Origin of the sequence: Pseudovibrio sp. FO-BEG1 (assembly GCF_000236645.1) — a bacterium.
GTDB lineage: Bacteria > Pseudomonadota > Alphaproteobacteria > Rhizobiales > Stappiaceae > Pseudovibrio.
Window position 1 is genome coordinate 1746456 of the sequence record NC_016642.1, and the last position, 26296, is coordinate 1772751.

Below are 26296 nucleotides of genomic sequence, written 5' to 3' on the forward strand. Positions count from 1 at the left end.
AGAGGAAACCTTGCTGTGTGACGCAAGGGTAATGTGGAAAGTCGACGTAGAGGCACCATGAAAAGCTTTTTCTCTTCTGTTTTTCAGATGAATCTACTGATGCATTTAAAATGCTCTCAAAAATAAACTTTTTGTTTTCTTATTTGATCGATTTCCCAGCTGAATGCGAGTTGCATGCGTGAAGACGTACAGTCTAGAGCTGCAAACTTCCCAATAAAAATATCGGCAATGTTCAGCAGGAGTTTTCGATGCCGTCTTTGAAATTAAAAGGGAAACTGACATTTTGGGTTGTTGTGATTGCACTGGTATCGATGATTGCCTCGTCGGGCTCCGTCCTGTTCATCGGTGCTGGTGTGATTGAAGAGCAAGCGATTAAGCTCTCAAACGAAATTGCAAAGGAAAGCGCTGCAGCTGTTAAAGCTGAACTGGACCAATCCTTCGCAGTGGTCAGAAACACAGCAAATTCCCTTGATGTGCTCAGAAAGAGCGAGAGCGCAGACCGCGTTGCTTCTGCTGACATCCTGAAAAGCGTCCTTCAAAGCAACAGCCAGTTGATCGGCAGTTGGGCAGCCTGGGAGCCGGATGCATTTGACGGCAAGGATCAGGACTTTGCAGGCAAGCCGTATCACGACAAAACCGGACGGTTCATCCCGTACTGGTTCCGTTCCGGTGGCCAGATCGACCGCGAAGCACTTGTTGACTACGACAAGGATGGAGCAGGGGACTACTACCTGCTCGCTCAACGAAGCGGGACAGAAGTCATTCTGGAGCCGTACACCTACTCAGTTGGCGGCATTGAAACCCTCATCACATCCCTTGTTGTGCCGGTGGATGGATTTGGCGCCAGAGATGGTGTTGCCGGTGTAGACATCGCACTCTCTGCTATTCAGGAAAGACTGAACGAGATGCGCCCCTATGAAGAGGGATACCTTACCTTGGTCAGCTCCTCCGGCACCATCGTCTCCCACCCTGACAGTGAGCTCGTAACAAAGTCAGCCAGCTCTGCAGGGTTCTCAGAGGCTGTTCTGGAGCCGCTAAGCTCAAAGCACACCAGCATTCTTCCCAACACCTTGGTCCGGGGTGTTGAGATGCTGCAGGTTGGCGTTCCGATCAGCATTGCGAAAACAGAAAAGCCTTGGCTGCTGGTCATCACTATCCCCCGCAGCAAAATCCTCGAAGCATCAAACCAAATGTTCTCGCTGGTTTCTGTTCTGGGCGCAATACTCGCAGTGCTGGCAGCCCTTGGTGCATGGATCTTTGCCAACTCTCTGAGCAAGCCGATCTCCTCCCTCACGCATGTCATGGGAGAACTGGCATCAGGTAATCTGGAAGCTGATATTCTGGAGCGTCGTCAGAAGGATGAGATCTCTGACATGATCACCGCCGTCCGTGTCTTCAAAGACAACGCTATCAAAGTCAAAGAGATGGAGGCGGACAAGAAGGAACAGGAAGCCAAACGCATCGCCGCTGAAAAGGCAACCCGAACAAAGATCGTCACCGACTTTGAAAAGAGTGTTGGCAGCGTTGTTGAGACAGTTTCTTCAGCAGCATCCGACATGAAGTCTCATGCAGATGTTTTGGAACCTGCTGCAAACAAGGCCCAATCCCGGGCTCAAGCTGGAGCAAGCGCAGCCGAGGCAACGTCTGTAAACGTGCAAACCGTGAGCTCCGCGGCAGAAGAACTGACGGCCTCCATTCGTGAGATCGGCGTTCAGGTTGATCTGGCCTCCAGAACTGTTGCTGTGGCAGTTTCTAAGTCAGAACAAACCAACGTGACAGTTCGTGGTCTCTCCGAAGCGGTGCTCAAGATTGGTGAAGTGATCGACATCATCAACGCCATTGCTGATCAGACCAACCTTCTTGCACTCAACGCCACCATTGAGGCGGCGCGTGCCGGTGAATCTGGCAAAGGCTTTGCTGTTGTGGCCAACGAGGTGAAAGACCTCGCCAACCAGACAGGCCGAGCTACGCAGAGCATTGCTGAGCAAATCAGCAGCGTTCAGGAGGCAACGCAAGGTGCAGTTGATGAGATTGCCGGTATTTCAAAGACGATCAGCGAACTGGATGAAGTGGCATCCAACATTGCTGCCGCTGTTGAGGAGCAGGGTGTCGCCACAAGCGAGATTGCCCGCAGTGCGGAACTGGCATCCAATGGAACCAGAGAAGTATTTGCCAACGTAAATGACATCGAAAAGGCTGCCGAAGACACCAGCACCTCGGCCTCCAGCGTGAAGAAGGCGTCTGTAGACCTGACTGAACTTGCTGATGAGCTGAAAGGTCGCGTCGAAGGGTTCGTCTCCCAACTGCGCGCTTAAGCTAAAAGACAACAACAGCCTCTCTCGGATCATTCAGGTGTGAGAGAGGCTTTCAGAATGTGAGCTACGATTGCTTCCGGCAAGCCATCAGGTACTCAACATTCCCGTCTCCACCTTTGATGGGGGAGGTGGTAATTCCCAGAACTGACCAACCAGGTTGGTCGTTCATCCACTCTTGCAGCTCAACAGAGATTTCCTGCGCAATCTCTTCTGAAACGAGACCGCCTTTGCCAATCCGCTCACGCCCAGCTTCAAACTGCGGCTTAACAAGGAACACGCCAACAGCTCCATCAGCAGCCAGTTCCAAAGCAGGAGGAAGGGCAAGCTTCAACGAGATGAAACTCACGTCAGAAACCAGAAACTCCGGATGCTTTCCTTCAAGGTGCTCAAGTGTGAGTTCTCGCGCATTCAGCCCGTCTTTGCGGATCACGTGCGGATCATTGGAGATCTTCTCAGCCAACTGGTCATGGCCCACATCAATCGCATGCACCACCTGCGCACCATGCTCCAACAGAACCTGCGTAAAGCCACCAGTTGAGGCCCCAATGTCCAGACAGATCTTATCGGCAGGATCGAGTGAAAAGTGCTCCAGTCCTTTGATCAGCTTCAGAGCGGCGCGGGAAACATAAGCAGAGGCAGGATCATCAATGGAAATTTGCGGAGCACCAATAACCTTCTGAGATGGCTTCTTCGCAGGACTGCCGTCCACCATAACCGTATTGCGCAAGATCGCATCACGTGCCCGGGCACGTGTTTCAAAATAGCTATGTTCGACGAGGTATTGATCAAGCCGCATATGTCACCTGACTGGGAAACTCAGAAAGCTCAGCTTATAAGCCGAAACAACCAGCCAGTGCATTTAACAGTTTGTCAGAGAAAAGCAAATTGCCATAGCGCATCCAAAGAAATGCGGTGGCCGCGATCAGCAGTAATCCAATGGCGGCTGTGCCTGCATAGAGAGCTGCATGATCTTTCATATCTTCATCCAAAAAAGGGTGCCTGAATTCTCAGACACCCTAAACTTATCTTAGCTACCAAGCAACTTTCTGATTTTAGGAAGTGCTGTTTCTTCTGGTTCCTGATAGCTGATGGTTCCCACGAAATCCAAATCACCATTCAGCATGTAAACTGCTGCGGTATGGTCCATGGTGTAGTCACCGTCATCCAGAGGTACTTTTCTCGCATATACGCGGTAGTCTTTAACGACTTTTTTAACCTGGTCGACGGAGCCAGTCAGTGGAACAACGCGAGTGTCAAACGCTGCAACATAATCTGCAATCACGTCTGGTGTATCGCGTTCAGGATCAACGCTGACGAAAACGAAGTTCAGATCGTCTGCCTTAGGGCCCAGATTCTCAATCCAACCCTGCATGTCAGAAAGAGTTGTTGGGCACACATCCGGACAGTACGTGAAACCGAAGAACATCAGGGTTGGTTTGCCATTGAGGTTCTTGTCGGTAAAGACCTGACCTTTGCCATCAACCAGCTCAAACGGACCGCCAATCTGTACAGTCGCGGCCTGAGGCACGTCGTCCTGTACAAACTTCATTACCGTCACAGCAGAAACTGCGGCAACGAGAACGGCAACAGCAGCCCACGCTCCATATCGAATTGTTTTCGCAACGTTCATCTTATTCCACCCGTGCACAGTTCAATTGGTTAGTGGTGCATTTTGCCGGACTTGGCACCCATCTTCATAACTGGGAAAGTTACGTCTACTGGACCGGCTTTTTCGAATTCCAGAGTAACATTGAGCTCTTCGCCCATTTTGAATGGCTGATTCAGGCCCATGAACATCACGTGGTAGCTACCAGGCTTCAGCTCAAGGGTTTCACCTGCTGGAATAACAACGCCTTCTTCCAGCTTGCGCATTTTCATGACGCCATCATTCACGGCCATTTCGTGAATTTCAGTGCGCTTGGCATAGTTGGACACTGCACCGGTCAGGCGCGCATCTTCGCTGCCATTGTTGGTGATAGTCACAAATGCTCCGCCACCTTTTGCTTTTGGTGGGGTAGCGCGTGTCCAGGCATCTTTAATTGTCAGGTTGCCATGCTGAATGCTTTCCGCAAGAGCAGCAGAACCGGTGAACGCAACAAGAGCTGCTGCAACAAGAAGAGCACGTGTTTTCATAATTTCCATCCAAGGAATAGCTCTCTACCTGTAAATATAGGCAGTAGAGGACAGTCAAATCAGGTTTTGTTGATCGGAAAAGAAAAACTAGACGACTGGAGGAGCCCGGATGAGGAAATTATGACCGCGAAGGCTTTTTACATTTCCTAGAGCACTTTCAAGGGAGAGAGAACCGACAACCACGAGGGTAGGGCTCTGCCAGTTCTCGGGCTCTATCGAAAAATAAGTCGCCTGCTTGGACGTATGCGGGCACATGTACGTGCAATCGCAGCCTATTCCCAGCGGATTTTCGGTATGAGTCGAGCCTTCGATCTTGGCAATATGCGAGCCCCCCGAAGGGGCACACAATTGCATGAGCGCAGCAGCAGAAGGATCAGCCGTTGCGCCGGAAAAACTCAGGACAAGCAGCAGTACTCGGGCCAGCATCGCAACGCTGGCAAGCAAGACAAGCGGGTGTCGCTCGCTTCTGAGTACATGTAATGTATTACGCGGCTTGACCATGGGTCTTTCTTAGTTGCTTCCGTCGAGTGTGTCTACACTTAGCCAGGAGGGAATCTGGAATTATCCTGAGTCTCATCAGTTGTAGGCGGATTCTCACCCTCATCATTGCGATTTGGCAAATCATCCGTTTCTTCTGATGGATCTTCCTCCTCTTGTTCATAAGCAGGGAACTCTTCAGGCGGAATAACGTAAGGATCTTCGATATCTAGCGGATCAGGCGTAAGCACGGCACCCATGTTGGATGTTGCACCGTATTCGAAGTCTGTCTTCTCCAGAGCCTCGTCTGCAGGACGGATGAACAGGCGGCTGATAACGAAGAGCGCCAAGGCCACTTCAACGAGCGCAACCCAAACAAACAGGCCTTCCGGACCGATGCTGTACATCAAACCAGCAGCAAGGGTAGGGCCGATCATTGAGCCGATTCCGTTCGACATCAACACGCCGGAGGACGTCTCAACGTAATCTTCAGCTTCTACGTAGTCGAAGGCGTGTGCAGCAACAATCGCGTAAGTCGGCTGACTGGCCATGCCCAGCATTAGGAAGATAGTGAAAGTTCCCCAGAAGTTCCCGCTCTCAAGGATAAAGAGCAGCAGAGATGCTGCAGCAGCGGTGAAACCGAGTAGCAAGATGATGATACGACGATCCACGCGGTCTGAAAGACGACCTATCGGCCACTGCGTGATCGCGCCACCCAAAACGATGGCCGCCGCAAAATAGGCCGCTTCGTTGGTGCTGTAGCCAATCTGCTTGGCGTACAGAGGTGCAAGCGCCCACATGGAACTGTTGGCAAGACCGATGAGCAAACAACCAATCAGTGCCACAGCTGACGTCTGATAGAGATTGATCGGGCGGAACCGCACCAGCGTAATCGGCGCTGGCTGCACGGCTTTGGTGAGCGCAACAGGAACCACTGCGATGCTGACAAAGATGGACGCAATCGCAAAAGGTACGAAAGTGCTGATATCAAAACCAACAACCATCAGCTGGCCACCCATGGTCGCGCCAAGATAGCAGATGATGTAGAGCGACATCACTGTGCCGCGGTTCTCATTGGTTGCCTGGTCATTCAACCAGCTTTCGACAACCAGCAAGATACCGGCAAAACACAAACCGGTAATGACGCGAAACAGCGCCCACGCCAGCGGATCGAGAAGGATAGGGTGCAACAGGGCTGCACCAGACATCAACGATACCAGCGCAGCAAACGCACGAATATGACCAGCTCGTAGGATCAGGAACGGGCCAAACACACACCCGATCACAAAACCGATGTAAAAACTGGACGAGATCAGACCGATCTGGAGGTCTCCAAACCCGGCTAAATCAGCTCTGAGGGGGATAAGCGTCGAGGAAAGTCCATGCCCTGCAAGAATGAGGGCCGTAGACAACATTAAGGACGCAAAAGTTGCAAGCAGCAGGATCATGCGCGTACCAGCCAACAATGTAAAACTGGAGTCACATTACATGCCATGTGCAAAAAGAAAATAAGAAGGGCAGCCGAAGCTACCCCTCAATTATCTTTTTCGCTGAGTTATGAACAAAAATGAGTAGTTCTAAACAAGCCTTAACGGCAAATCCTCAGCTTTACCAAGGGTTTCAAAGACGCGATGTACAATCCCTGATGCGTCTAGTCCTGCATCTTTGTACATGGCTTCCGGCTTTGCGTGGTCCTGGAAAGCATCCGGCAGGATCATACTGCGCACCTTGAGTGAGCCATCCAGCAAGCCATTGTCAGAAAGGAACTGCAGCACCTGACTGCCGAAGCCACCAATGGAGCCTTCTTCGATGGTAATCAGCACATCATGCTCTTTTGCAAGACGGCCAATCATGTCGGTATCGAGCGGCTTGGCAAAGCGTGCATCTGCCACCGTGGTGGAAAGACCAGCTGCATCAAGAGTATCCGCTGCCTTAAGCGCTTCCTGCAGGCGACCACCCAAGGAAACCAGAGCAACGCGAGAGCCTTCTTTCACGATGCGGCCTTTGCCGATCTCCAGTGGAGTTCCAACCTCTGGCAAATCAATGCCAATGCCTTCGCCGCGTGGGTAGCGGAAGGCAATAGGGCCTTCATCATAAGCTGCAGCGGTGGAAACCATATGCACCAACTCAGCTTCATCACCCGGAGACATGACAACCATGCCCGGCAGACAGGAGAGGAAAGCAGTGTCAAAGGAACCAGCATGCGTCGCGCCATCAGCGCCTACGAGACCTGCACGGTCAATCGGGAAGCGCACAGGCAGCTTCTGGATCGCTACATCATGAACGACCTGATCGTAGCCACGCTGAAGGAAAGTAGAATAAATCGCGCAGAACGGCTTGTAGCCTTCTGAAGCCATACCCGCAGCGAATGTCACGGCATGCTGTTCTGCAATGCCCACGTCGAACATACGGGTTGGGTGAACCTTCTCAAACACGTCCAGACCAGTACCATCCGGCATTGCTGCGGTGATACCAACGATCTTCTCATCTTTGTTGGCTTCTTCAATCAACGCATTCGCGAAGACGCGGGTGTAAGACGGCGCGTTTGGCTTTGGCTTGGACTGCTCACCAGTCACAACATCAAACTTGGCAACCGCATGATATTTGTTGCTGGCGTTCTCAGCTGGCAGATAACCCTTACCCTTTTGCGTCACCACGTGAACAAGGATCGGGCCTTCTTTGGCATCACGAACATTTTTCAGCACTGGCAATAGGTGGTCGAGGTTGTGTCCATCAACCGGGCCAACGTAATAGAAACCAAGCTCTTCAAACAGCGTACCGCCCGTAAAGAAGCTGCGGGCAAACTCTTCAGCCTGCGCTGCTTTCTCCTGCAATGGTTTTGGAAGCGCGCTTGCCACCTGTTTGGCCGCTTCGCGAAAGCCTGTGTAGGTCTTGCCGGAAACAAGACGTGCAAGGCTCGCAGAAAGAGCACCAACTGGCGGAGCAATCGACATATCGTTGTCGTTCAGAATAACGATCAGGCGAGAGTTCAACGCACCAGCGTTGTTCATGGCCTCATAAGCCATACCAGCTGACATCGCGCCATCACCAATAACGGCAATCACATTGTTGTCGCCACCAGCAAGGTCGCGGGCAACAGCCATGCCGAGACCGGCAGAAATAGAAGTAGAGGAGTGGCCTGCACCAAACGGGTCATACTCACTCTCAGAACGCTTGGTGAACCCACTCAATCCACCGTCCTGACGCAAGGTACGTATACGTTGTTTGCGATCGGTCAGGATCTTATGTGGGTAACATTGGTGTCCCACATCCCAGATCAGGCGGTCTTTTGGGGTGTCGAAGACGTGGTGGAGCGCAACAGTTAGCTCAACAACACCCAATCCGGCCCCTAAATGGCCCCCGGTGACAGAAACAGCATCAACCATCTCCTCACGCAACTCTTCAGCAACTTGTTGAAGGCGGTCTTCCGGGACCTTTTTGAGATCAGATGGATTATGAATTTGATCTAGCAGGGACATCTGGGTCTTCTTGAGTCTTTTGACTATCTGGCAGCTTAACACCTATGGAACCGACCATGGTATATGTTCCAAATTATGGCCGGGACAAGTGTCTTCCGTAATTGATCACGATTATAGCAAGGCTGCCCACTGTGCAATTACCTGTCATGAATAATTGATCGTTTATGCTAGGTCCTTTTGTAGGGATGTCCCTAAGAATCCCCTGTCAATAGGGGATGAGAACGTATTTTTTTTCATTTGCTAGTACAAATTGCGCTTTTGTCACCCCATGGGGTGATGCAATCTGCGACGAAACGTCCTATGTCGAATGTGTGGTCGATGGGGCCACGTGCACAGTGATCGACTTGGGGCTACGGTTTTCGTAGCCCCCTTTTTTTTGTCTGTGCCAATAACCCGCGATAAATGAAGAATACTTACCAATTTAAACTAGACCGTCCGGTCGGTAATACGATCAATGATGATCTTTGTATTCTCTGCCTTGAAACAATATTCTGTGAAATATCTCCAGTTAAGTATTGTTCCAATTAAAACTTCACTGTCCCATAGAATAACAAGTGTGTGTTGTGCTCAGTAATTTTTGTCCAATTTTATTTAGTAGGCTAAATAATTAATTATCACGAAATTTTTATCAGCGAAGTAAATCGGTGTTCTGGATGTTTCACAGGCAAACAAAAACCCCGCTCGAGGCGGGGTCTGTTGAAAAAATGAACGCGTGTACTAGAGCGTAAATTCTAGTTACTACTGATAAAACGAGAATTTCTGTTCTGGACTAGCTGAATTTCTTAGTTATCCAGCGCTTCTGTGCCAACCGCGTTTCCAGAGGTGTTCATCTGGATTTTTTCCACCTTCTCTTCGGCAGCTTTGAGCAGACCGTCGCACTTTTCACGCAAAGCTTCACCGCGCGCATAAAGCTCAATGCTCTTTTCCAGCGGTACGTTGCCTTGCTCCAAATTGCGAACAATGGTTTCCAGCTCAGCTAACGCTTGCTCAAAGCTAAGATTTTCAATGGAACCGGCTGCTTCTTCTGTCACCAATATGTCCTCGCTCAGTTGGGAACAGGGGCTCCCAATTAGTAATCCATCAATGTCATTACATGAGCAGCAGCGGATCGCGCAAGGCCTTCCAGATCATACCCACCTTCTAATAGGGAAACGACGCGTCCCTCACAACAATCATCTGCAATCTCTATGAGCTTGCGAGTCGCCCATGCAAAATCCAGCTCAGTCAGGCGCAGTCCACCCAGTGGATCACGTTCATGCGCATCAAAGCCGGCTGAGATAATGATGAGGTCCGGAGAAAACTCCCGGATGCGAGGCAAAATCGCGTAATCCAGTGCTTCGCGGAACTGCGTGCCATCATCGCCCGCTGTCAGTGGAGCATTGACGATATTGTTGTGCTCTCCGGTTTCATTCACAGCACCAGTTCCCGGGAACAGCGGCATCTGGTGTGTGGAGGTGTACATCACCGTAGGATCGGCCCAAAAGATCTCTTGAGTACCATTTCCATGGTGAACGTCAAAATCCATGATTGCCACACGCTCAAGCCCGTAAACATCCTGTGCATAGCGCGCCGCAATTGCAGCATTGTTGAACAGGCAGAAACCGGAGGTGAGGGCTGTCTCGGCATGGTGCCCTGGAGGTCTGCACGCAGCAAAGGCGTTGGAAACCCGTTTGCTCATCACCTCATCTACACAGCGCGTGGATCCGCCAACAGCTCGCATCGCAGACTCCCAACTACCAGGGGAAAGATTGGTATCCGGAGCAAAATCAACGAGTCCCTCTTCAGGGTTCATGTTGTGGATGGAGTTGATGTAGTCGGAGCTGTGAACCCGGGCAATATCCTGAAATGTTCCAAATGGTGCGATGTCGCGATCCAGCATAAAGAACCGCTCGTTCTCAAGCATGCGATCAATGGCCCGCAAACGGTCTGGCCGTTCCGGGTGACCAAGCGGAGTAAGGTGATTTAAAAAAGCCTGATGGTGCAGCAGCAAAGTACTCAAGATATTGAACCCGTAAAAAATGAAATCAGGTACACAACCGACAGCCAACTCTAAAGTGAAGGCACCTAAATCCAGTCCTGTGAAAAATTGGGCGAATTAAATATACCACTCCACAATGCGGAGTGATCTGTCAATTGCGCAACCCTTCAGTTTATCTCGGCAATTGGGATGAGGTGCTGGCATATGACCATGTTGATGCCGCTATGGAATGCTCCAGAGAGCGGTCATGGAGACAAGAAAAATCCGGAGTGCGTGTACGACACGCAGCCCCGGATTAAAGGTGCGAGCAATCTGTGTTGCTCGTGGGGGAGGTCCGCTGCATCTCTAAGAAATACATGACTGTAATATTGAGCTAATTCTTGAAATTTGCACGCCGTTTATTCGCGTGCTCCATGAATTCACACTGAGTGAAATGAGAAAAGGTTAATACCTATTCTTTATGTGTTGCATAAATACAAGGAATTCTACAATAAACCCAAAGTATTCAGGGGGAGTTATCCTGTGCTCTCAACGGCTTGCAGGAGAAGTTTGTAGGCAAAATGCAAAGAAGAGTGCAGAGCGCTGTCTGTTTTCAGCGCTCTGAAAGCGTTTTAATCGCGTGGAGCAGCAGCACGTGCCAGCCGGTCATTAATAGCTTCGCCCAGTCCATGATGAGGGATTGGCATGACTGCAATTTTTCCGTTCTCACCCAGATCTGCTTGGCGCAAAGCAGTAAACAGACGGGCGGCAGCTTCAGTCAGATCTTCTGAGTCGCTTAGGGGAACCAACTTGGCCGCCTTGTCTGAACCATCAGGCAGCGCACTGCCAAAGGTAATCAGCGCTTCACCAGCTGCCACATCCTCTGCATTCAGGCGAATATGGGAGTTGGGCGCATAGTGAGAGGTCAGCATGCCCGGCGCCATTGGCGCGCTGTCATCAGTCCCTGCACGCACCAGCTTTTCACCAAGAACGGCTTCAACATCCTCACGCGCAAGGCCACCTGGGCGCAGCAGAGTTGGGCGGTCACCAACCAGCGAGACGATGGTTGATTCAACACCCACTGGCGTCGCACCTGAATCGATGATGTAAGACAAGTGATCTTTAAGATCGTTGATAACATCTTCCGCCGTTGTGCCGCTGATCCGGCCAGACAGGTTCGCTGAAGGCGCCGCCAAAGGCAGGCCCGTCCGCTTGCACAGGGCGCGCATAACAGCAGAGCGTGGCACACGAAGCGCAATGGTCTCCAATCCCGCAACAGCCAAATCAGAAACCGGACTGGTTGGCAGCTTCGGCAACACAAGGGTCAACGGCCCCGGCCAGAATGCTTCTGCCAGCTTCAAAGCGCGGTCATCAAAAAACGCGTGGGTTTGTGCCGCTTCCAGACTGTCTACATGCGAGATCAGGGGATTAAAACTAGGTCGACCCTTAGCCTCATATATACCGGCACAGGCCTTTCCGTTAGTGGCATCCGCAGCCAGTCCATAAACCGTCTCAGTAGGTATGGCGACCAGCTTGCCATCGCTCAGCGCATCGCAAATATCCTGAAAAATTTGCGTGTCTTCCAACTGGGTATCAGATGGGTTTAAGCGCCAGAGTTTCATACCTTTTCTTTCTTACTAAGACGAATGTAGGGGGCTACCTGCCTTTAAGGGATGCTTGACGTATAGGTTAATCGCACTACTGTCCCAAACAGGAAAAATTTCTGTAGCGGCCTTTTGATAGGCAAAAGCCAATTCGTCAAGTCGCTATAGCGTGTTCCTGAGACGTAGTGCCGGTTTTCGGACAAGGATATGCGCGAAACTACGCGTATGTCCGCTGAACAGCCGCCGATAGTCGGCAAGGAACACCGCAAACGCACATCTCTGAAGCCGTTCGCCGGCCCTACATGCAAGGCAGGCAGCTTCAGAAGGGGAGGAAGGTATAAAATGTATCGTGCACCACTAAGTGAAATTGCATTCACGCTGAAAGAAGTGGCAGGACTGGGACAGCTACAAGCGCAGCCAGGTCAGGAAGAGCTCTCAGATGATCTGATTGAAGCTATTCTGGGTGAAGCTGCAAAGTTTGCTGAAGAAGAGATTGCACCACTCAATCGGGTTGGAGATGAGAACCCGGCTCAGCTGATTGATGGCAGCGTAAAAACCTCACCGGGTTGGAAAGATGTGTACACCCGTTGGCGTGAGGGCGGATGGAACGCGCTGACCGGTGATCCGGAGTTTGGCGGACAAGGCCTCCCAAATATGCTCCATGTAGCGGTCTTCGAAATGTGGAACGCTGGCAGCATGGCATTCACTCTGTGCCCAACCCTGACCACAGGCGCTGTGGAGGCCATCGAGAAGCACGGTTCTCCAGAGTTGAAAGCCAAGTATCTGGAGAAGCTCACCAGCGGCGAGTGGACAGGTACCATGAACCTGACCGAGCCTCATGCAGGATCTGACCTCAATGCCCTGCGCGCAAAGGCAGAGCCTGTTGGGGATGGGTCCTACAAGATCTCCGGCCAGAAGATCTTCATCACTTACGGTGATCACGACATGACCGATAACGTGATCCATCTGGTGCTGGCACGCTTGCCGGATGCACCAGCTGGCACACGTGGCATTTCTTTGTTCGCGGTTCCAAAGTACTTCGTCAATGATGATGGCAGCCTGGGCGAGAAGAACGATGTCACCGTTGCTGGTGTAGAACACAAGCTCGGCATTCACGGCTCACCAACTTGCACCATGTCTTATGGTGACAACGGCGGTGCAATCGGTTGGTTGATCGGCGAAGAGAACCGCGGTCTGGCATGCATGTTCACCATGATGAACAATGCCCGCCTCGCGGTTGGCGTTCAGGGCCTTGGCATCGCAGAGCGCGCTTTCCAGGAAGCGCTGGCATATTCTCTGGACCGCAAGCAGGGCCGTGGTGTGGGTTCAAAGACCGATGGCATGGACCCGATTGCAGTGCATCCAGACATTAAGCGCACACTCCTTTCCATGAAGTCACAGACACAGGTTGCCCGCGCGATCTGTTACGCCTGTGCGCATGCACTGGACATGGCCAAGCTTGCACCAGATGCAGAACAGAAGAAGTTCTGGGCAGAGCGTGCGGGCCTGCTCACCCCAATTGCAAAAGCACTCTCCACCGACTTCGGCGTGGATGTTGCTTCGCTCGGCATCCAGATCCACGGCGGTATGGGCTTCATTGAAGAAACCGGTGCAGCACAGCACCTGCGTGATGCCCGTATTGCTCCAATCTATGAAGGCACCAACGGCATCCAGTCCATCGATCTGGTGATGCGCAAGCTGCCAATGTCCGGCGGCGATCAGGTGCGTAGCCTCATCTCCGAAATCAAAGAGATCGCAGCAAGCGTGAACGCAGACAACACCGGTGAGTTAGGTGATCTTGGTTCCAAACTGGATGCAGCAGTCGCTGATCTGGAAACAGCCACAGAGTGGATGTTGGCAGCGCAGGCAGATGGCAAGGTCTCTGAAGCTCTGGCTGGCGCAACACCATACCTGCGCCTGGCTGGAATCACGCTGGGGGCTGGCCTGCTGGCCAAAGGTGCACTTGCATCCAAGAGCGCGCCAGAAGCACTCAAAAAGCCGCGTAACCTCATGGCACGCAGCTTTGCGGAAACCGTTCTGGGCGAGAGCGCTCCGCTGAAAGACGATGTAACCCGTGCAGCTGAAGCAATCCTTGCATTCGACGCTGCTGAACTTGCCTGAAATTAAAACAGGCCACCGCATTTTAAAGGTGAGGCCGTACAGGCCTCATCCAGTTAGTTTGGGAGGGACATATGATCAGTATTGAACGGGACGGCGCAGTCCAGATCATCCGCATGGACCGCGTAGAAAAGAAAAACGCACTGACACAGGCCATGTACATGGACATGGCAGAAGCACTGAAAACCGAAGATGAAGGCATCCGCTGCCACGTGATGCTTGGTCGTCCAGGAGTTTTTACGGCAGGCAATGACATTGCTGACTTCCTGAAAGCCGCTATGTCTGGTGACGGACTGGAAGCAGGCGGTGTTGGCAAGTTCCTCGGTGCGCTCCACACGCCATCCAGACCAGTGATCGCAGGCGTTGACGGCCCAGCCATTGGCGTCGGCACCACCATGCTGTTCCACTTCGACATGGTCTATGCGACTGAAAACGCACTCTTCAAAACCCCATTCACCGATCTGGGTATCATCCCGGAAGCAGGGTCAACCCTGATTGGTCCGGAAACCATGGGTTACCACAAGGCGTTTGAGCTGTTGGCACTGGGTGAAAACTTCACTGCTGAAATGGCAAAAGAAGCTGGCTTCGTAAATCACGTGGTCTCTCCGGATGAGCTGGAAGAGCGTGTGATCGGCATGGCACAGAAAGTGGCTACTAAGCCGCAAAATGCACTGTGTATCTCCAGAGAGTTGCTGCGCGGCAAGCGTGAGCCTCTTGAAAAGCGCATCTACGAGGAAATCGGCCTCTTCGCAGAGTTGCTGAAATCCGATGAAGCGCGTGAAGCCTTCATGAAGTTCATGAGCAAAGCTTAAACCATTAGGAAGCGGTGCTCAGCACTGCAATCCATCTCAGAAACTGGGGGGAACATGGGAAGTCTGAAGGGTAAAACGCTGTTCATTACCGGTGCATCTCGTGGAATTGGGCTCGCGATTGGCAAGCGTGCAGCGCAGGACGGTGCGAACATCGTAATCGCCGCAAAAACTGCAGAACCGCATCCAAAACTAGAAGGCACGATCTATACAGCCGCCAAAGAGATTGAGGATGCCGGAGGTCAGGCACTACCGCTCGTGGTTGATGTGCGCAGCGAAGAAAGTGTCGACAACGCCATGAAGGCCGCCGCTGAGAAGTTCGGTGGCATCGATATCGTGGTCAACAACGCCAGTGCGATCAACCTGACACCAGTTCAGAAGATCGACATGAAGCGGTTTGATCTCATGCATCAGATCAACACGCGCGGCACATTGCTCTGCTCAAAGCTGGCTATTCCTTATCTGAAGGAAGCTGAGAACCCACACATCCTGATGCTCTCACCTCCGCTTGATATGCAGGAAAAGTGGTTCAAAAACCACACGCCATACTCCATCGCTAAGTATGGTATGAGTCTTGTTGTGCTGGGACTGGCAGGAGAACTGCGCTCCAAAAAGATTGGCGTCAACGCACTCTGGCCAAGAACGACCATCGCAACCGCTGCAGTTCAGAACTTGCTTGGCGGTGACATGATGGTTCAGGCCAGCCGCACACCAGACATTCTGGCAGATGCTGCGCACCTGATCTTCACCAAGCCATCCGGCGAAACCACCGGCAACTTCTTCATTGATGACACGTTGCTAGCTGAAAACGGCATAACCGACTTCGATAAGTACCGCGTCAATCCAAAGGTCAACCTGCAGCCGGACTTCTTCGTCCCGGACGACAGCGAAGCCCCGGCCAGCCTGGCCGCAATCGAAGCTTAGGCAACTGTAACGACACATAAGATCAGTTTGAGAGGGCATCGTGTTTGGTGACATGATGCCCTTTTTGCTGCGGTCTGTAGTTGTCTGCCGGGAATGAAAAATGCGAGTTTGGTGAATCAAGCAAAGGTTACTTTTGTGTTTGCTAGCTAGTTAGAATCTGGAGGGGGAATTTCAAAAAACTGAATGATATGCTTTCTCATACTCTCTTAACGATGCTTTGATCGGGGCTTAAGCCAGCGTTTCGGGAGCAAGTTGCCGAGGTCAGCCTGATGCTGGGAGTACGGAGATAAGAGGTGGCCGTTGGCATCTTTCAGTTAAGTGGGCCAATCAAGGTAATCATAAGCATATTCGCTTTGATAAGCGCTTATATCATCTGGGATTACTTCTTAACGTACACAGCAGACGCCTACGTTTCAGCAGATGTCGTCCTTGTTGCTCCAGAGATTTCTGGCTTCGTAACTGAGGTTCCGGTGGATCGGAACAGACAGGTCAAAGCCGGAGAGTTGCTCATGCAAATCGATCCGGAACCCTTCGCCCTTGCAGTCCAGCAAACGCGGGCGGAAGAGGCAAGAGCACTGGCAAATTTGCGACGCTCGGAGGCCGAGGTTCAGGTTGCTGAGGCCGCAGTAACAGCGGCGGTCGCTAAAGTCGCAAACCTCGCAGCTCAGCAGCAGCGCTTTGAAGAGCTGACCAACAGCGGTTTTGTAACCCAGCAACGGCTTGATAACATCAGTCTTTCTCTTGAAGAAGCGAACGCGGAAACTGATAGCGCGCGCGACATGTTACGCGCAGCAGCACATCAGGTAGAGGTGATGCGGGCCACTTACGAGGCGGCTCAAGCGGCAACCGCTCTTGCTCAATATAACCTGCGTAAATCTTCGCTGACCTCTCCAGTTGATGGAGTAGTGAGCGAGTATTCGGTCAATCCCGGCAACTATGTTCTGGAAGGTGTGCCGCAGTTAGCGCTGATTACCAATACGGATTGGCGGATTATTGCCAATCTGGTTGAGCGTCATGCTGCACGATTGAAGCCGGGGCAGACAGTTTACTTTCAAGTCTCCAGTGATCCCTATCGCATTCATAAAGGCACAGTTAGATCCATTGGGCGTGGAGTTTCGCGTATGGATGAAAACCCGCGTGTTCTTCCCTTCATTCCGCTGACCACGGCTTGGGTCCGGCTATCCCAACGATTTCCCGTTGAAATTGATATGGGGGAATTTCTCTTAAAGCACAAACCGATGCACGGCGGTGATGCGCGCATTTTCCTATTCCATTGAGGGGCGAAATGAAACTGGATTACTACAACGGCTTTCGAACTGCCCTGATCATTACATTGGCCTCAGTACTGGCATTGGTTCTGGATGTGGATGATCCATGGTGGTCGGGTATGTTGGCCCTCACAGTCGCTAACGCCAACTGGAGTAATGCCTGGTTTCAGGGAGGCCAGCGCATAATCGGTATCTATATCGGAATGATTGTCGGATACCTTTTTGTCATCCTGTTCAAAGATGTACCCATTCTGCAAATGGCAAGTATTGGTGGTTTGGCAGCTCTGGCGGTTTACAAGCGACTGGCAAGCCCCGACTACAACATCGCATGGCTCCTGGGAACTATCAGTGCGATGCTTGCGCTCTACATCTCCGTTGTTGAAGTCGATCAACTGTTTTCGATCATGACGGATTGGGGTGCTGCTGCAACCATCGGCATCGGCAGCGCAACGATCGTCATGTATAGTCTTACAAAGGACAGCCCCATCGGCATTGGAGCAGGTCCTATCACAATCCGTCAGCTAGATGATGTTGAACGCAGTTGGGTCATAGCCCTTTGCATAACTGCAGGTGTTGTCTCTGTTCTGGCGCCAGTTGTTTACGTCGGTCATGATCTGGTTGCTATGCTACAGATCACCATAACAACACTGATTGTGCTTTACGGGCCAGCTGAAGATGTCAAAAAACTTGCCCTAAACAGAATGGCTGGCTGCCTCCTTGGTGGAGGGCTCGGGCTGCTGTTTGTTGCATTGGGTCTCGAGACATTCTTCTGGTGGCTGGCCATATATGCAGGAACCCTGTTCTTTGTCTGCTCACTTCACCACAGTACCATTTATTGGGCGTATTCAGGAACGCAGGCCGGATATGCATTTATCGTCGCAGCTTTAGCTTCTGCTGGACCAGTCAACGACATTGAAGGCGTTCTGGATCGGCTCGTTGGTATATATATTGGTGCTTTCCTAAGCATCGCCGTGTTGTTTGCCGTGCGTGTTTGGCAAGGAAGGCAGGTGCATGACATCAAGCGGTTGGTGAGTGAGAGTGAAGGCGGGACCGGTGATAGAGTGTGACTTGGCAAACGCGCAGTATGAAGCGTTGCGCAGCGTCGTGGATTGTCAGCTCAGATAACTGTCAAATCCGTCGGCAAAATAAAAGGCGGGGTGCCCCGCCTTTGTTGTATGTTCTGATCAGTCGAACTCTGGTCCGCGAGCCGTGTAGGGCTTCACTTCTTTCCAGGCGCGCATCAGGTTTTCCAGCTCTTCGTCGGTCTGTTCTGGCAGAACAATCTCAAGCCCAACCAGAAGATCGCCGTGGCCACCTTCCTTCTTCGGCAAACCCTTGCCTTTCAGGCGCATGGTTTTGCCGCTGCTGGTGTTGGCTGGAATTGTCAGGTTCACTGCACCGCCCAGTGTTGGAATGCGCACCTTTCCACCCAGCACAGCTTCATAAAGGGTGAGGGGAACATCCACACGGATATCCGCGCCATCCACTTTGAACAGCTTATGGGTAGAGATGCGAACTTCCACCAGCGCATCGCCAGCCTGTCCGCTCTTGGCAGAAGCAAAGCCCTGACCCTTTAATCGGATCTTGTCGCCGCTCTGCGTGCCAGCTGGAATTTTCACATTCACAGTCTTGCCGCTTGGCAGCTTCACTTGAACCTTGCCGTGATTGGCCAGATCTTCAAGCGTTACACGGGCGATCAGGTTGGCGTCTGCACCCTTGGTTGGGCCTTGATGGAAGTGAGATTCACCGCCACCACCTGCACTGCGACGTTTGCCGCCGCCAAAGCCGCCGAGGATGTCATTGAGAATGTCGTCAAAGCCGCCGGCATCCTGCGGGCCGCCGCCACCATGACCATCACCAAAGCCCTGCTCGAAGCGGAAGCCGCCACGACGTCCTGCATTGCGGAAACCGGAGAAACCTTCAAAGCCGCCAGCACCGCCACCCGGGCCGCCATAAAACTTAGGCTTACCTTCAGCGTCGATCTCACCGCGATCAAACTGACCGCGCTTATCTTTGTCGCCCAAAATCTCATAGGCTTGGTTCGCTTCTGAAAAGCGCTCCTTGGCCTTTGGATCATCTGCATTCTGGTCTGGGTGATACTTCTTGGCCAGCTTGCGAAACGCTTTTTTGATCTCTGCCTCACTGGCATTTTTGCTAACACCAAGAACAGAATAGGGATCTCTCATCGTCATCCATCAAATAGAAATTGGGGCAGTTTACAACTCACCCATTACATAACCATGCAAATGAAAACAAGCAAGCAGCCGCAGCCGAACTTAGCTAATCAGAAGTGAGTATTTCAGCGCTTTTAATGTGTTGGCTTACTTCACGTTTTGCAAAGCTTAGGTGAGGAGCACGTTATTGGGCAGGAGCTGCGTCAACCTGGAACGGAGCCAGCTGGACAATCTTCATTTTGTGATTGGTGTCCGGGCAGCTACGGCCCTGATACGCACGCACACCGCCAACAGTGTTTGCGCTGGTCACAAAATCAGTACAACCGGCAATGCTTCCGGTCTTATCAACAGACATCAGGGAAGTAATTGTGCCACTGTTGCCGCTGACCGGATTGGTCCAGGCCATAGGCGCAAAACTACGGTCATCTTTTCCCCCCTCATTCAGAGCTTCCTCGATGGTATCCGTAATAACCGTACGGTCTGTGCGGTGGATTTCGCTATCCGCGACCTTTTGCTTGGTATCAACCGTCTCAGTCAGGTTGAGAGGTTCTTGATACTCACTGTTGTTCACCGATATGGACATCTGAGTGCAGGCAGGAAGCAACAGCAAGATTGCAGCCGAGACAAAACACGACTGGCGTAAACTGGTTTTCTTGCTATACAAAACTGCCATATTACTACTAGAGCCTCAGGTTGAAGCCGCTGCTTTTACGAGTTCCGGTTCATCCACAGTGTGAGGATCCTAAAGGGACTATTAACTATGAATGGTGACATCCAAAATCTGGAAGAAAAGTTTACAAATAGTTACTCCGAAAGCGTAGAGGTTCCTTTTCAACTATTTGGCGACTGGTTGGCCCTTGCTGAAAAGAGCGAGCCCAATGATCCTAATGCCATGTCAGTTGCGACTGTAGATGAGAATGGCATGCCTAATGTACGGATGTTACTCCTTAAAGGTTACAGTCCACAGGGATTTGTGTTTTATACAAACTTTGAAAGCACAAAAGGTCGGGAAATTCTTGCTCACCCTAAAGTAGCTCTATGTTTTCACTGGAAAAGTCTGCGCAGACAAGTTCGTGTACGCGGCAATGTTATCCACGTAACTAATGAACAGGCAGACGAATACTATAACTCACGGCCACGAAAAAGCCGCATTGGTGCGTGGGCGTCCAAACAGTCCCGTCCTCTGGAGAGCCGTTTTGCGCTCGAAAAAGAGGTCGCAAAGTACGCTGCCAAGTATGCTGTCGGTGATATTCCGCGTCCCGAATACTGGAGCGGTTGCATTTTGCAACCATTGGAAATCGAGTTCTGGCACGATCGTGCGTTCCGTCTACATGATCGATTTGTCTTCAAAAGAGACAGCGCAGACGCCGAATGGGATAAGGTCCGTCTGTATCCTTAATACATACTGATTTGATCTGGAGACGCACCACACAGTTGGTGCGTTTCTTGTTTTTGGAGCTCTCTCAGGCGTCCTATGGACGTTGGCTGTTCGGAAGGGGAGGGCCTGTAGGTGCACTGCACCACAAAAGTAGCTCGTGACCTAAAACTGAACGACAGGCAAAAATTAAGGCGGCTCGCAATCCTGCGGGTCGCCTTCTTTAAGCAGATGACTGAATGTTCGTTAGATCATTAAGCCTCTTTGAAGCCATGCCAATCTAGGTCATGACTATGGGATGCAGCTGTTACCAATGTGATTGGAATACATAATCAATCAATTTGCTTCGTGCAAAACGGAAGCCGAATGCCTGATCTGCAGCCCCTGACGCATCAGTCAGTCGGAAGAGGATATTCTTCCTGAACCTTTGGCTGATAAGACTCTTTCTGCTTACCTGAACAGCAGTTTGCAGCGTTGACAGCCTGAATGCCGACTGGACGATAAAGCTTGTCCAGATCAGGTTTTACGTTTTTGTTTTGTTGCTCAGTGGTTCCGAAGGCCATTTTAGTCCGTCCCCTTGGGACAAGTTGTGTTGCAGAAATTGCGATGCTTACCCGGAATGAGTAGCCGGATAACCCGATATAAGCGTCAGCTCATATGCAGGAGTGATACTCAAATCGGGCATGAATATGTTAGCGCCAAAAAAACTAAAAAAGCCAATCTAATTTAGAGGGGGGAATTTCCCAATAATCTCAGCAATTTGAATGCATGAAACATGCCGTTAACTATTTGCCTGAGATGTATTCTGGAAATTTGCTATATTATACAAAAGGATAAGGTTTTGGGTTGTGAGTTGATTAAAATTATCGCCACTAAACCATTAATGTATCAGGCCATTTTGGGTGACATTTGGCCGCAATTTCCCCGAATACGAAACTGACAAAAAACTGTGTATTTATTGTGCGACTAAGCTTGTGGCCGATTGATTAGCACCGTTCATAGTGATTGGTGCTCGTAATACTCTGTATAAGTGCGTAGATTGAGCCGCTTGCAAATAACACCTCTGTTCAGGCTTGGCCTGAAGACGGTCTCCCATAAAAGCCGTCAACTGCGCTAAAGGAAAATGACAATGAACGTGCGCGCCGTTTTGTTTGATCGCGATGGAACCCTGATTGATTTCAATAAGACATGGGGCACCGTGCTCCAGCATGTTCTGATGGATCTCGCGGGCGGCGATGTAACACTGGCCACCGAGCTTGGCCATCTCGTAAAGTTTGATTATGCCAGCTGTGCCTGTGAGCCGGGCAGTCCGATCCTGACCAATCCACCAAGCGGTTACAGCGAGCCATGGGCCAAACATCTTGGTGTTGAGTTCAACCGCGCATTTCTGGATCGGATCGAAGACCTCATTCTGGAACACGCTGCTGAGTGCGTTGCAGCATTTGATGACACCACTTCATCCATCAAAGCATTGGCCGCAGCCGGTTTGCCAATCGGTCTGGCCACCAACGGCACCGAAGCCAGCGCGATCGCCCAGCTGAAGCGTCTGGGCATCTTCGACTACTTCACCTTCGTCGTTGGCTACGACAGCGGCCATGGTGAAAAGCCGGAGCCGGGCCAGCTGTTCGGCTTTGCTGAGCATACCGGCATCGAGCCACAGCACATCGCCATGGTGGGGGACAGCCTGCACGACATGCACGCCGCTCAGAATGCAGGCATGCTGCGCGTTGCTGTCACCACAGGTGCGCTGACCGCTGAAGAGCTGAAAGACCACTGCGACCATCTGCTGGATAGCCTGACAGATCTCGTAAATCTTGTTGGCCTTAAGCCAGCAGGTGAGGGCGCGGCTGCCTAATACCCGATTTCGATCGCGGCGGATTATCCGTCGCGGTCCTTTCGGAAGCTGCGCGAAAATAATAAAGGCATTCAACCCTCGGTAATTCTGGACTGCTATAATCTGGTATCGCGAAGTAAAGAGCTGTAACCTGCCTGACGAACGGGTAAGTTAAACGCTGAGCTGCAGATCGAAGAGAGTGGGATAGAATGACACTGCAACTGCCTTTAAGACATTCTCGCACTGCCATGCGCAGCCGTCGTATCGGCGCCATTGCAATCCCGTTTCTCATTCTCTCCGTTGCTGGCCATTACTTCGAGCTGTTCAACACAGAAGTGCTCCTCGTCCTCTTCGTTATTGGCTTCTTCATGGGCGCAACAGCCATTGTGCTGGCTGCCATTGCCGTGGTCGATCTTTGGAAGGACGGCGGCAAGGGCTTCGGCAACTGCTTTCTGGGCACCTTTTACGGATCGATAGTCCTGACCCCGCTGTTCATCGCAACGCTCGGGCTCTACATGTTCCCACCGCTCAACGACATCTCGACAGATATGGAAGATCCGCCCGCATTGGTGGCAGGTGATCGTATTGATGATGAGATTGAGCAGGATAAGCAGTTGATGCAAAAGGCCAGCTATCCGGACATCGTGCCTCGCCGCTTCCGTTTGCCACCTCCAGAGCTGCACAACGCTGTCTCCAGCGTGGCCTCCAGTATGGGCTGGAAAACCGTCTATGAACTGCCCGCAGGTTTCCCGGATGAGCCAACTTATCTGCTCATGGAAGCACGTATGCCGTACTTCTCTTTGAAAGATGATGTCGCAATCCGCATCCAGCCGGACCGTGTCGGCACCTTGCTCGATATCCGCTCCGCTTCCCGCTTTGGCAGTCATGATTTCGGCACCAACGCCCGCCGGATCAGAGGTTTTCTGGCAAGCCTCGATAAAGTCCTGCTGCAAAACTATGGCATTACAGCGCGGGTAGAAGAGCCGGAACTGGTGCTGCAGGAAGAAATTGAGCTGGTAGAGCCACAAATCACAGAGCGTGCGCCGCTTCTGGAAGTTCCGCTGGAGCTGCCACCTTCAATTGCATCCATGTTGAAAGAGCGCGGCTCCGCACCGATCCCAGCTCAAAAACCAGCACAGTAAGAAGACGCACAGCACCGGGTAGGTCCGAACTGCTCGCTATTTGTGATTTGCTTGAGAAAGTAGCCCCAGAAACAACATAACCAGCGCCGGGGAAGCACTGGTTATGAAAGCTTGCGTGAACAACGAGTACCGCTTTAAGGCTATCGCGAAACTCGAAGAGTTCTTAAAGCCGGGGAAGCCGTCGAACTCTGTGAATCTAATATGACTCAATTCCTAGCATATGTGTGTGATTATTGTCACGCACGCACAAAAAAATACGCCCAGAAACGGGCGTATCTTTGATAACTCAAATTATCTCTTTGAAATCAGGCGTTTGCCTGCATACGAAGATCTGCAAAAACATCTTCCAGACGTTTGATTGCTTCTTCAACTGTCGATTTTGGACAGGCTAGATTGAAACGCAGGAAGGTTTCGCCGCCTTTTCCAAACGTGCTGCCGATGTTGACCGCAATCTTCGCCTGTTTCTGGATTCGGTTGACGATCTCATCAAACGGCAGGTCTACATCTTTAAAGTCGACCCACTCCAGATAGGTGCTCGCCATGCGCATCACCTTGGCACCCGGAATAGCTGCTTCCAGTCCTTCAATCAGCAGCTCCTGGTTAGCAGCAACATAGTCACACAGCTCCGTAAGCCACTCTTCGCCGTGGTTGTAAGCCTCAGTGGTCGCCTGAGAGCCAAGCGGAGTAGAGTGCACACCACAAGCGGTGCAGACCTTGCGATAGGCATCACGCAGCTCTTTGTTGCTGATGAGACAAGCCGCTGTTGCAAAACCGGCAAGGTTGAAGGTTTTGGAGGCAGAGGTGAACGTAATCGTCCGCTCTGCAATCTTTTCAGAAAGGGTGGCTGTCACAACGTGCTTGGAACCATCCAGAATAAGATCGTGGTGGATCTCGTCGGAGATGATCAGGATGTTGTGCTCAAGGCAGAACTCACAGATGCGGGTCAGCTCGTCAGCCGTCCAGACACGGCCACCCGGATTGTGAGGGCTGCACAGCAGCAGGATCTTGGTGCGCTCGTCAATCTGGTCCTTCAGATTGTCAAAGTCCATGTAATAAGCGCCATCACGCTCAATCAGCTGGCTCTCAACAAGGCGGCGGTTGTTATCGCGCACGGCGCGGCCAAACGCGTGATAAACCGGTGAGAACACCAGCACGCCATCGCCTTCTTCCGAAAACGCCTGAATAGCCATGGAATAACCAGCCACAACGCCCGGCACGGTGGTGATCCAGTCTGCGGAAACGTCAAACTGATGGCGACGCTTCATCCAGGAGATGATCGCCTCTTTATAAGGCACGTCATTGCCATAATAACCGTTGATCCCGTGCTCGGCAGCACGTGCAACCATATCGTTTACGGCCTGAGGCGGTCGGAAATCCATGTCCGCAACCCACATAGGCAAACCGTCATCACAGCTGATGCCGTAGCGACTTTCCATCTCATCCCATTTCAGAGAATGAGTGTTTCTGCGATCGATCTTCTTATCAAAAATACTGGTCATTACGTCTCGAAAAGTTGGAGAGATCGGTTTCTCTGGGGTGTCGTGACAGCGTGTAGGTCTGGCTATGCCGTCTCACGCAGCGTGAATTTTGCGGAGAGTGTAACCTTACCATTGCACAAGACAACCCCTTGCGCGATGAGATCGTCCAGTTGTGCAAGTACATTGAGCGCCGCAGCGCCATGCAGCTTTGGATCCACATCGGTGTAGATGGCTTTCACCATGGTCATGACGTCATCATCACCGGCACGCAGACGCTCCATAATGGCGTCAGAGCGCATCTGGCGATGCTGCTTCAGCTGAGCAAGAAACACTTTCGGGTTGTTCACTTCACCGCCGTGAGACGGGAAGTAACGGGTCTCGCCACGTGCCATCAGCTTGTCCAGCGACTTCATGTAGGCGTTCATGGAGCCATCTGGCGGCGCCACAATGGTCGTGGACCAGGCCATCACGTGGTCACCTGGCAGCATCACACCGTGGTCGGGTAGGGCAAAAGACAGGTGATTCTCGGTATGCCCCGGGGTCGCAACCACCTCAATCACCACACCATCAACAGAGATTTTGGCCCCGTCTTCCAGCTCTTTATCCGGTGCAAAGTCCTTTTGGGAGCTCGCATCCATTGGCGTTTCATCCATGTCCTCGAAGGAAACTGCACGTCTGTGTGGGCCGCAGCCCATCACGGGTGCGCCGGTTTTTTCTTTCAAAGGACCAGCAAGAGGAGAGTGGTCCACGTGCGTGTGGCTCACAAGAATGGCCTTCACAGGACGACCGTCAATCGCTGTCATCAGAGCGTCCAGATGCTCCAGATCCATCGGGCCCGGATCAATGACGACAACCTCGTTTTTGCCAACGATAAACGTGTTAGTGCCTGCAAACGTTAGGGCACCGGGGTTGTTGCAGGTCACCCGCGCCAGCTCGTCGGTGATTGCAACAAGCTTGCCGTGTTGTGCATCAAACTCGCGATTGAAATCCATCTTGCTCATCTCAGGTCCCTCCCATTGCTCCTATAAATAAGCCTTTGGCAAATAAGAGGCAATGGCAACTAGGCCTGATTGATGGTCGACTTTCTGCTCACTTCAAACACTCCATGAGAATGGCAGGGAAACAACAAATTTCAGAAAGCTTCATTTTTTTATTGCTATTAAGAATGAGTTGCAACTAGACTGGGTGAAGAAACAGGATACCTGCGGG

Annotated in this window: 24 protein-coding genes; 9 read left to right on the forward strand and 15 right to left on the reverse strand. The window is 51.7% G+C overall.

Annotated features, from left to right (window positions below; genetic code table 11):
* Positions 1-248 precede the first annotated feature (248 nt).
* On the forward strand, positions 249-2315 hold the full coding sequence (locus PSE_RS08010; protein WP_014284393.1) for a methyl-accepting chemotaxis protein: 2067 nt from the start codon (positions 249-251) through the stop codon (positions 2313-2315).
* Between the two features lie 64 nt (positions 2316-2379).
* Here PSE_RS08010 and PSE_RS08015 read toward each other — a convergent pair whose 3' ends face one another.
* The 10 genes from PSE_RS08015 to PSE_RS08055 form a co-directional block, all read right to left on the reverse strand.
* The gene (locus PSE_RS08015) at positions 2380-3111 is read right to left on the reverse strand and encodes a TlyA family RNA methyltransferase (protein WP_014284394.1); all 732 of its coding nucleotides are present in this window, start codon (positions 3109-3111) and stop codon (positions 2380-2382) included.
* Positions 3112-3145: 34 nt separating this feature from the next.
* Entirely contained in the window at positions 3146-3292 is a 147-nt protein-coding gene (locus tag PSE_RS27345; RefSeq protein WP_162097434.1) for a hypothetical protein, read from the reverse strand.
* A gap of 50 nt (positions 3293-3342) precedes the next feature.
* Entirely contained in the window at positions 3343-3945 is a 603-nt protein-coding gene (locus PSE_RS08020) for an SCO family protein (protein ID WP_008549517.1), read from the reverse strand.
* 29 nt (positions 3946-3974) lie between these two features.
* Complete coding sequence (locus PSE_RS08025; RefSeq protein WP_208998116.1) at positions 3975-4448, reverse strand: copper chaperone PCu(A)C; 474 nt, start codon at positions 4446-4448, stop codon at positions 3975-3977.
* Positions 4449-4535: 87 nt separating this feature from the next.
* The gene (locus PSE_RS08030; protein ID WP_037036970.1) at positions 4536-4949 is read right to left on the reverse strand and encodes a hypothetical protein; all 414 of its coding nucleotides are present in this window, start codon (positions 4947-4949) and stop codon (positions 4536-4538) included.
* Between the two features lie 38 nt (positions 4950-4987).
* Positions 4988-6340 (reverse strand): MFS transporter, encoded by a 1353-nt coding sequence (locus PSE_RS08035; RefSeq protein ID WP_208998117.1) that lies wholly within the window; start codon positions 6338-6340, stop codon positions 4988-4990.
* A gap of 162 nt (positions 6341-6502) precedes the next feature.
* The gene (dxs, locus tag PSE_RS08040; protein WP_014284398.1) at positions 6503-8404 is read right to left on the reverse strand and encodes a 1-deoxy-D-xylulose-5-phosphate synthase; all 1902 of its coding nucleotides are present in this window, start codon (positions 8402-8404) and stop codon (positions 6503-6505) included.
* Positions 8405-9186: 782 nt separating this feature from the next.
* Entirely contained in the window at positions 9187-9438 is a 252-nt protein-coding gene (locus PSE_RS08045) for an exodeoxyribonuclease VII small subunit (protein WP_008549902.1), read from the reverse strand.
* A 35-nt stretch (positions 9439-9473) separates the two neighbouring features.
* Positions 9474-10394, reverse strand: a complete 921-nt coding sequence (locus PSE_RS08050) for a histone deacetylase family protein (protein ID WP_014284400.1) — start codon at positions 10392-10394, stop codon at positions 9474-9476.
* A gap of 599 nt (positions 10395-10993) precedes the next feature.
* Entirely contained in the window at positions 10994-11983 is a 990-nt protein-coding gene (locus tag PSE_RS08055; RefSeq protein ID WP_014284401.1) for an L-threonylcarbamoyladenylate synthase, read from the reverse strand.
* A gap of 324 nt (positions 11984-12307) precedes the next feature.
* On the opposite strand from PSE_RS08055, the gene PSE_RS08060 reads away from it, so the two are divergent.
* The 5 genes from PSE_RS08060 (at position 12308) to PSE_RS08080 (ending at position 18151) form a co-directional block, all read left to right on the forward strand.
* On the forward strand, positions 12308-14086 hold the full coding sequence (locus PSE_RS08060; RefSeq protein ID WP_014284402.1) for an acyl-CoA dehydrogenase: 1779 nt from the start codon (positions 12308-12310) through the stop codon (positions 14084-14086).
* Between the two features lie 71 nt (positions 14087-14157).
* The gene (locus tag PSE_RS08065) at positions 14158-14895 is read left to right on the forward strand and encodes a crotonase/enoyl-CoA hydratase family protein (RefSeq protein ID WP_014284403.1); all 738 of its coding nucleotides are present in this window, start codon (positions 14158-14160) and stop codon (positions 14893-14895) included.
* Positions 14896-14949: 54 nt separating this feature from the next.
* Complete coding sequence (locus PSE_RS08070) at positions 14950-15816, forward strand: NAD(P)-dependent oxidoreductase (protein ID WP_014284404.1); 867 nt, start codon at positions 14950-14952, stop codon at positions 15814-15816.
* A 353-nt stretch (positions 15817-16169) separates the two neighbouring features.
* Positions 16170-17093, forward strand: a complete 924-nt coding sequence (locus tag PSE_RS08075) for an HlyD family secretion protein (RefSeq protein WP_208998119.1) — start codon at positions 16170-16172, stop codon at positions 17091-17093.
* Between the two features lie 8 nt (positions 17094-17101).
* Complete coding sequence (locus PSE_RS08080) at positions 17102-18151, forward strand: FUSC family protein (RefSeq protein WP_014284406.1); 1050 nt, start codon at positions 17102-17104, stop codon at positions 18149-18151.
* A 117-nt stretch (positions 18152-18268) separates the two neighbouring features.
* Here the strand turns inward: PSE_RS08080 and PSE_RS08085 are convergent, their stop codons facing one another.
* Positions 18269-19270, reverse strand: a complete 1002-nt coding sequence (locus tag PSE_RS08085) for a DnaJ C-terminal domain-containing protein (protein WP_041768919.1) — start codon at positions 19268-19270, stop codon at positions 18269-18271.
* Between the two features lie 172 nt (positions 19271-19442).
* Positions 19443-19868, reverse strand: coding sequence for an RT0821/Lpp0805 family surface protein (locus tag PSE_RS08090; RefSeq protein WP_158309183.1), 426 nt, complete (start codon positions 19866-19868; stop codon positions 19443-19445).
* 162 nt (positions 19869-20030) lie between these two features.
* Between PSE_RS08090 and pdxH the strand changes: the two genes are divergently transcribed.
* Positions 20031-20657 (forward strand): pyridoxamine 5'-phosphate oxidase, encoded by a 627-nt coding sequence (gene pdxH / locus PSE_RS08095; RefSeq protein ID WP_371256321.1) that lies wholly within the window; start codon positions 20031-20033, stop codon positions 20655-20657.
* A 368-nt stretch (positions 20658-21025) separates the two neighbouring features.
* Here pdxH and PSE_RS27375 read toward each other — a convergent pair whose 3' ends face one another.
* Positions 21026-21196 carry a hypothetical protein gene (locus PSE_RS27375; protein WP_008549913.1) on the reverse strand — a complete coding sequence of 57 codons (171 nt, stop codon included), beginning with the start codon at positions 21194-21196 and terminating at the stop codon, positions 21026-21028.
* Positions 21197-21762: 566 nt separating this feature from the next.
* On the opposite strand from PSE_RS27375, the gene PSE_RS08100 reads away from it, so the two are divergent.
* Positions 21763-22488, forward strand: a complete 726-nt coding sequence (locus tag PSE_RS08100) for an HAD family hydrolase (RefSeq protein ID WP_148266112.1) — start codon at positions 21763-21765, stop codon at positions 22486-22488.
* A 188-nt stretch (positions 22489-22676) separates the two neighbouring features.
* A complete protein-coding gene (locus PSE_RS08105; RefSeq protein WP_041768147.1) occupies positions 22677-23609 on the forward strand; it encodes a DUF1499 domain-containing protein in 933 nt (310 codons plus the stop codon).
* A gap of 305 nt (positions 23610-23914) precedes the next feature.
* On the opposite strand, the gene PSE_RS08110 is transcribed toward PSE_RS08105, so the two are convergent.
* Positions 23915-25108: a MalY/PatB family protein gene (locus PSE_RS08110; protein ID WP_014284411.1), complete on the reverse strand. Its 1194-nt coding sequence runs from the start codon at positions 25106-25108 to the stop codon at positions 23915-23917.
* Positions 25109-25170: 62 nt separating this feature from the next.
* Complete coding sequence (locus PSE_RS08115; protein WP_014284412.1) at positions 25171-26088, reverse strand: MBL fold metallo-hydrolase; 918 nt, start codon at positions 26086-26088, stop codon at positions 25171-25173.
* Positions 26089-26296 lie beyond the last annotated feature (208 nt).

Bases quoted from the DNA above. Each gene is read 5' to 3' on its own strand.
- PSE_RS08085 (WP_041768919.1), bottom strand. From the start codon at position 19,270: ATGAGAGATCCCTATTCTGTTCTTGGTGTTAGCAAAAATGCCAGTGAG.
- PSE_RS08060 (WP_014284402.1), top strand. From the start codon at position 12,308: ATGTATCGTGCACCACTAAGTGAAATTGCATTCACGCTGAAAGAAGTG.
- PSE_RS08015 (WP_014284394.1), bottom strand. From the start codon at position 3,111: ATGCGGCTTGATCAATACCTCGTCGAACATAGCTATTTTGAAACACGT.
- PSE_RS08065 (WP_014284403.1), top strand. From the start codon at position 14,158: ATGATCAGTATTGAACGGGACGGCGCAGTCCAGATCATCCGCATGGAC.
- PSE_RS08010 (WP_014284393.1), top strand. From the start codon at position 249: ATGCCGTCTTTGAAATTAAAAGGGAAACTGACATTTTGGGTTGTTGTG.
- PSE_RS08110 (WP_014284411.1), bottom strand. From the start codon at position 25,108: ATGACCAGTATTTTTGATAAGAAGATCGATCGCAGAAACACTCATTCT.
- PSE_RS08100 (WP_148266112.1), top strand. From the start codon at position 21,763: ATGAACGTGCGCGCCGTTTTGTTTGATCGCGATGGAACCCTGATTGAT.
- PSE_RS27345 (WP_162097434.1), bottom strand. From the start codon at position 3,292: ATGAAAGATCATGCAGCTCTCTATGCAGGCACAGCCGCCATTGGATTA.
- PSE_RS08115 (WP_014284412.1), bottom strand. From the start codon at position 26,088: ATGAGCAAGATGGATTTCAATCGCGAGTTTGATGCACAACACGGCAAG.
- PSE_RS08025 (WP_208998116.1), bottom strand. From the start codon at position 4,448: ATGAAAACACGTGCTCTTCTTGTTGCAGCAGCTCTTGTTGCGTTCACC.
- PSE_RS08080 (WP_014284406.1), top strand. From the start codon at position 17,102: ATGAAACTGGATTACTACAACGGCTTTCGAACTGCCCTGATCATTACA.
- PSE_RS08055 (WP_014284401.1), bottom strand. From the start codon at position 11,983: ATGAAACTCTGGCGCTTAAACCCATCTGATACCCAGTTGGAAGACACG.
- PSE_RS08020 (WP_008549517.1), bottom strand. From the start codon at position 3,945: ATGAACGTTGCGAAAACAATTCGATATGGAGCGTGGGCTGCTGTTGCC.
- PSE_RS08070 (WP_014284404.1), top strand. From the start codon at position 14,950: ATGGGAAGTCTGAAGGGTAAAACGCTGTTCATTACCGGTGCATCTCGT.
- PSE_RS27375 (WP_008549913.1), bottom strand. From the start codon at position 21,196: ATGGCCTTCGGAACCACTGAGCAACAAAACAAAAACGTAAAACCTGAT.
- PSE_RS08105 (WP_041768147.1), top strand. From the start codon at position 22,677: ATGACACTGCAACTGCCTTTAAGACATTCTCGCACTGCCATGCGCAGC.
- PSE_RS08030 (WP_037036970.1), bottom strand. From the start codon at position 4,949: ATGGTCAAGCCGCGTAATACATTACATGTACTCAGAAGCGAGCGACAC.
- dxs (WP_014284398.1), bottom strand. From the start codon at position 8,404: ATGTCCCTGCTAGATCAAATTCATAATCCATCTGATCTCAAAAAGGTC.
- PSE_RS08035 (WP_208998117.1), bottom strand. From the start codon at position 6,340: ATGTTGTCTACGGCCCTCATTCTTGCAGGGCATGGACTTTCCTCGACG.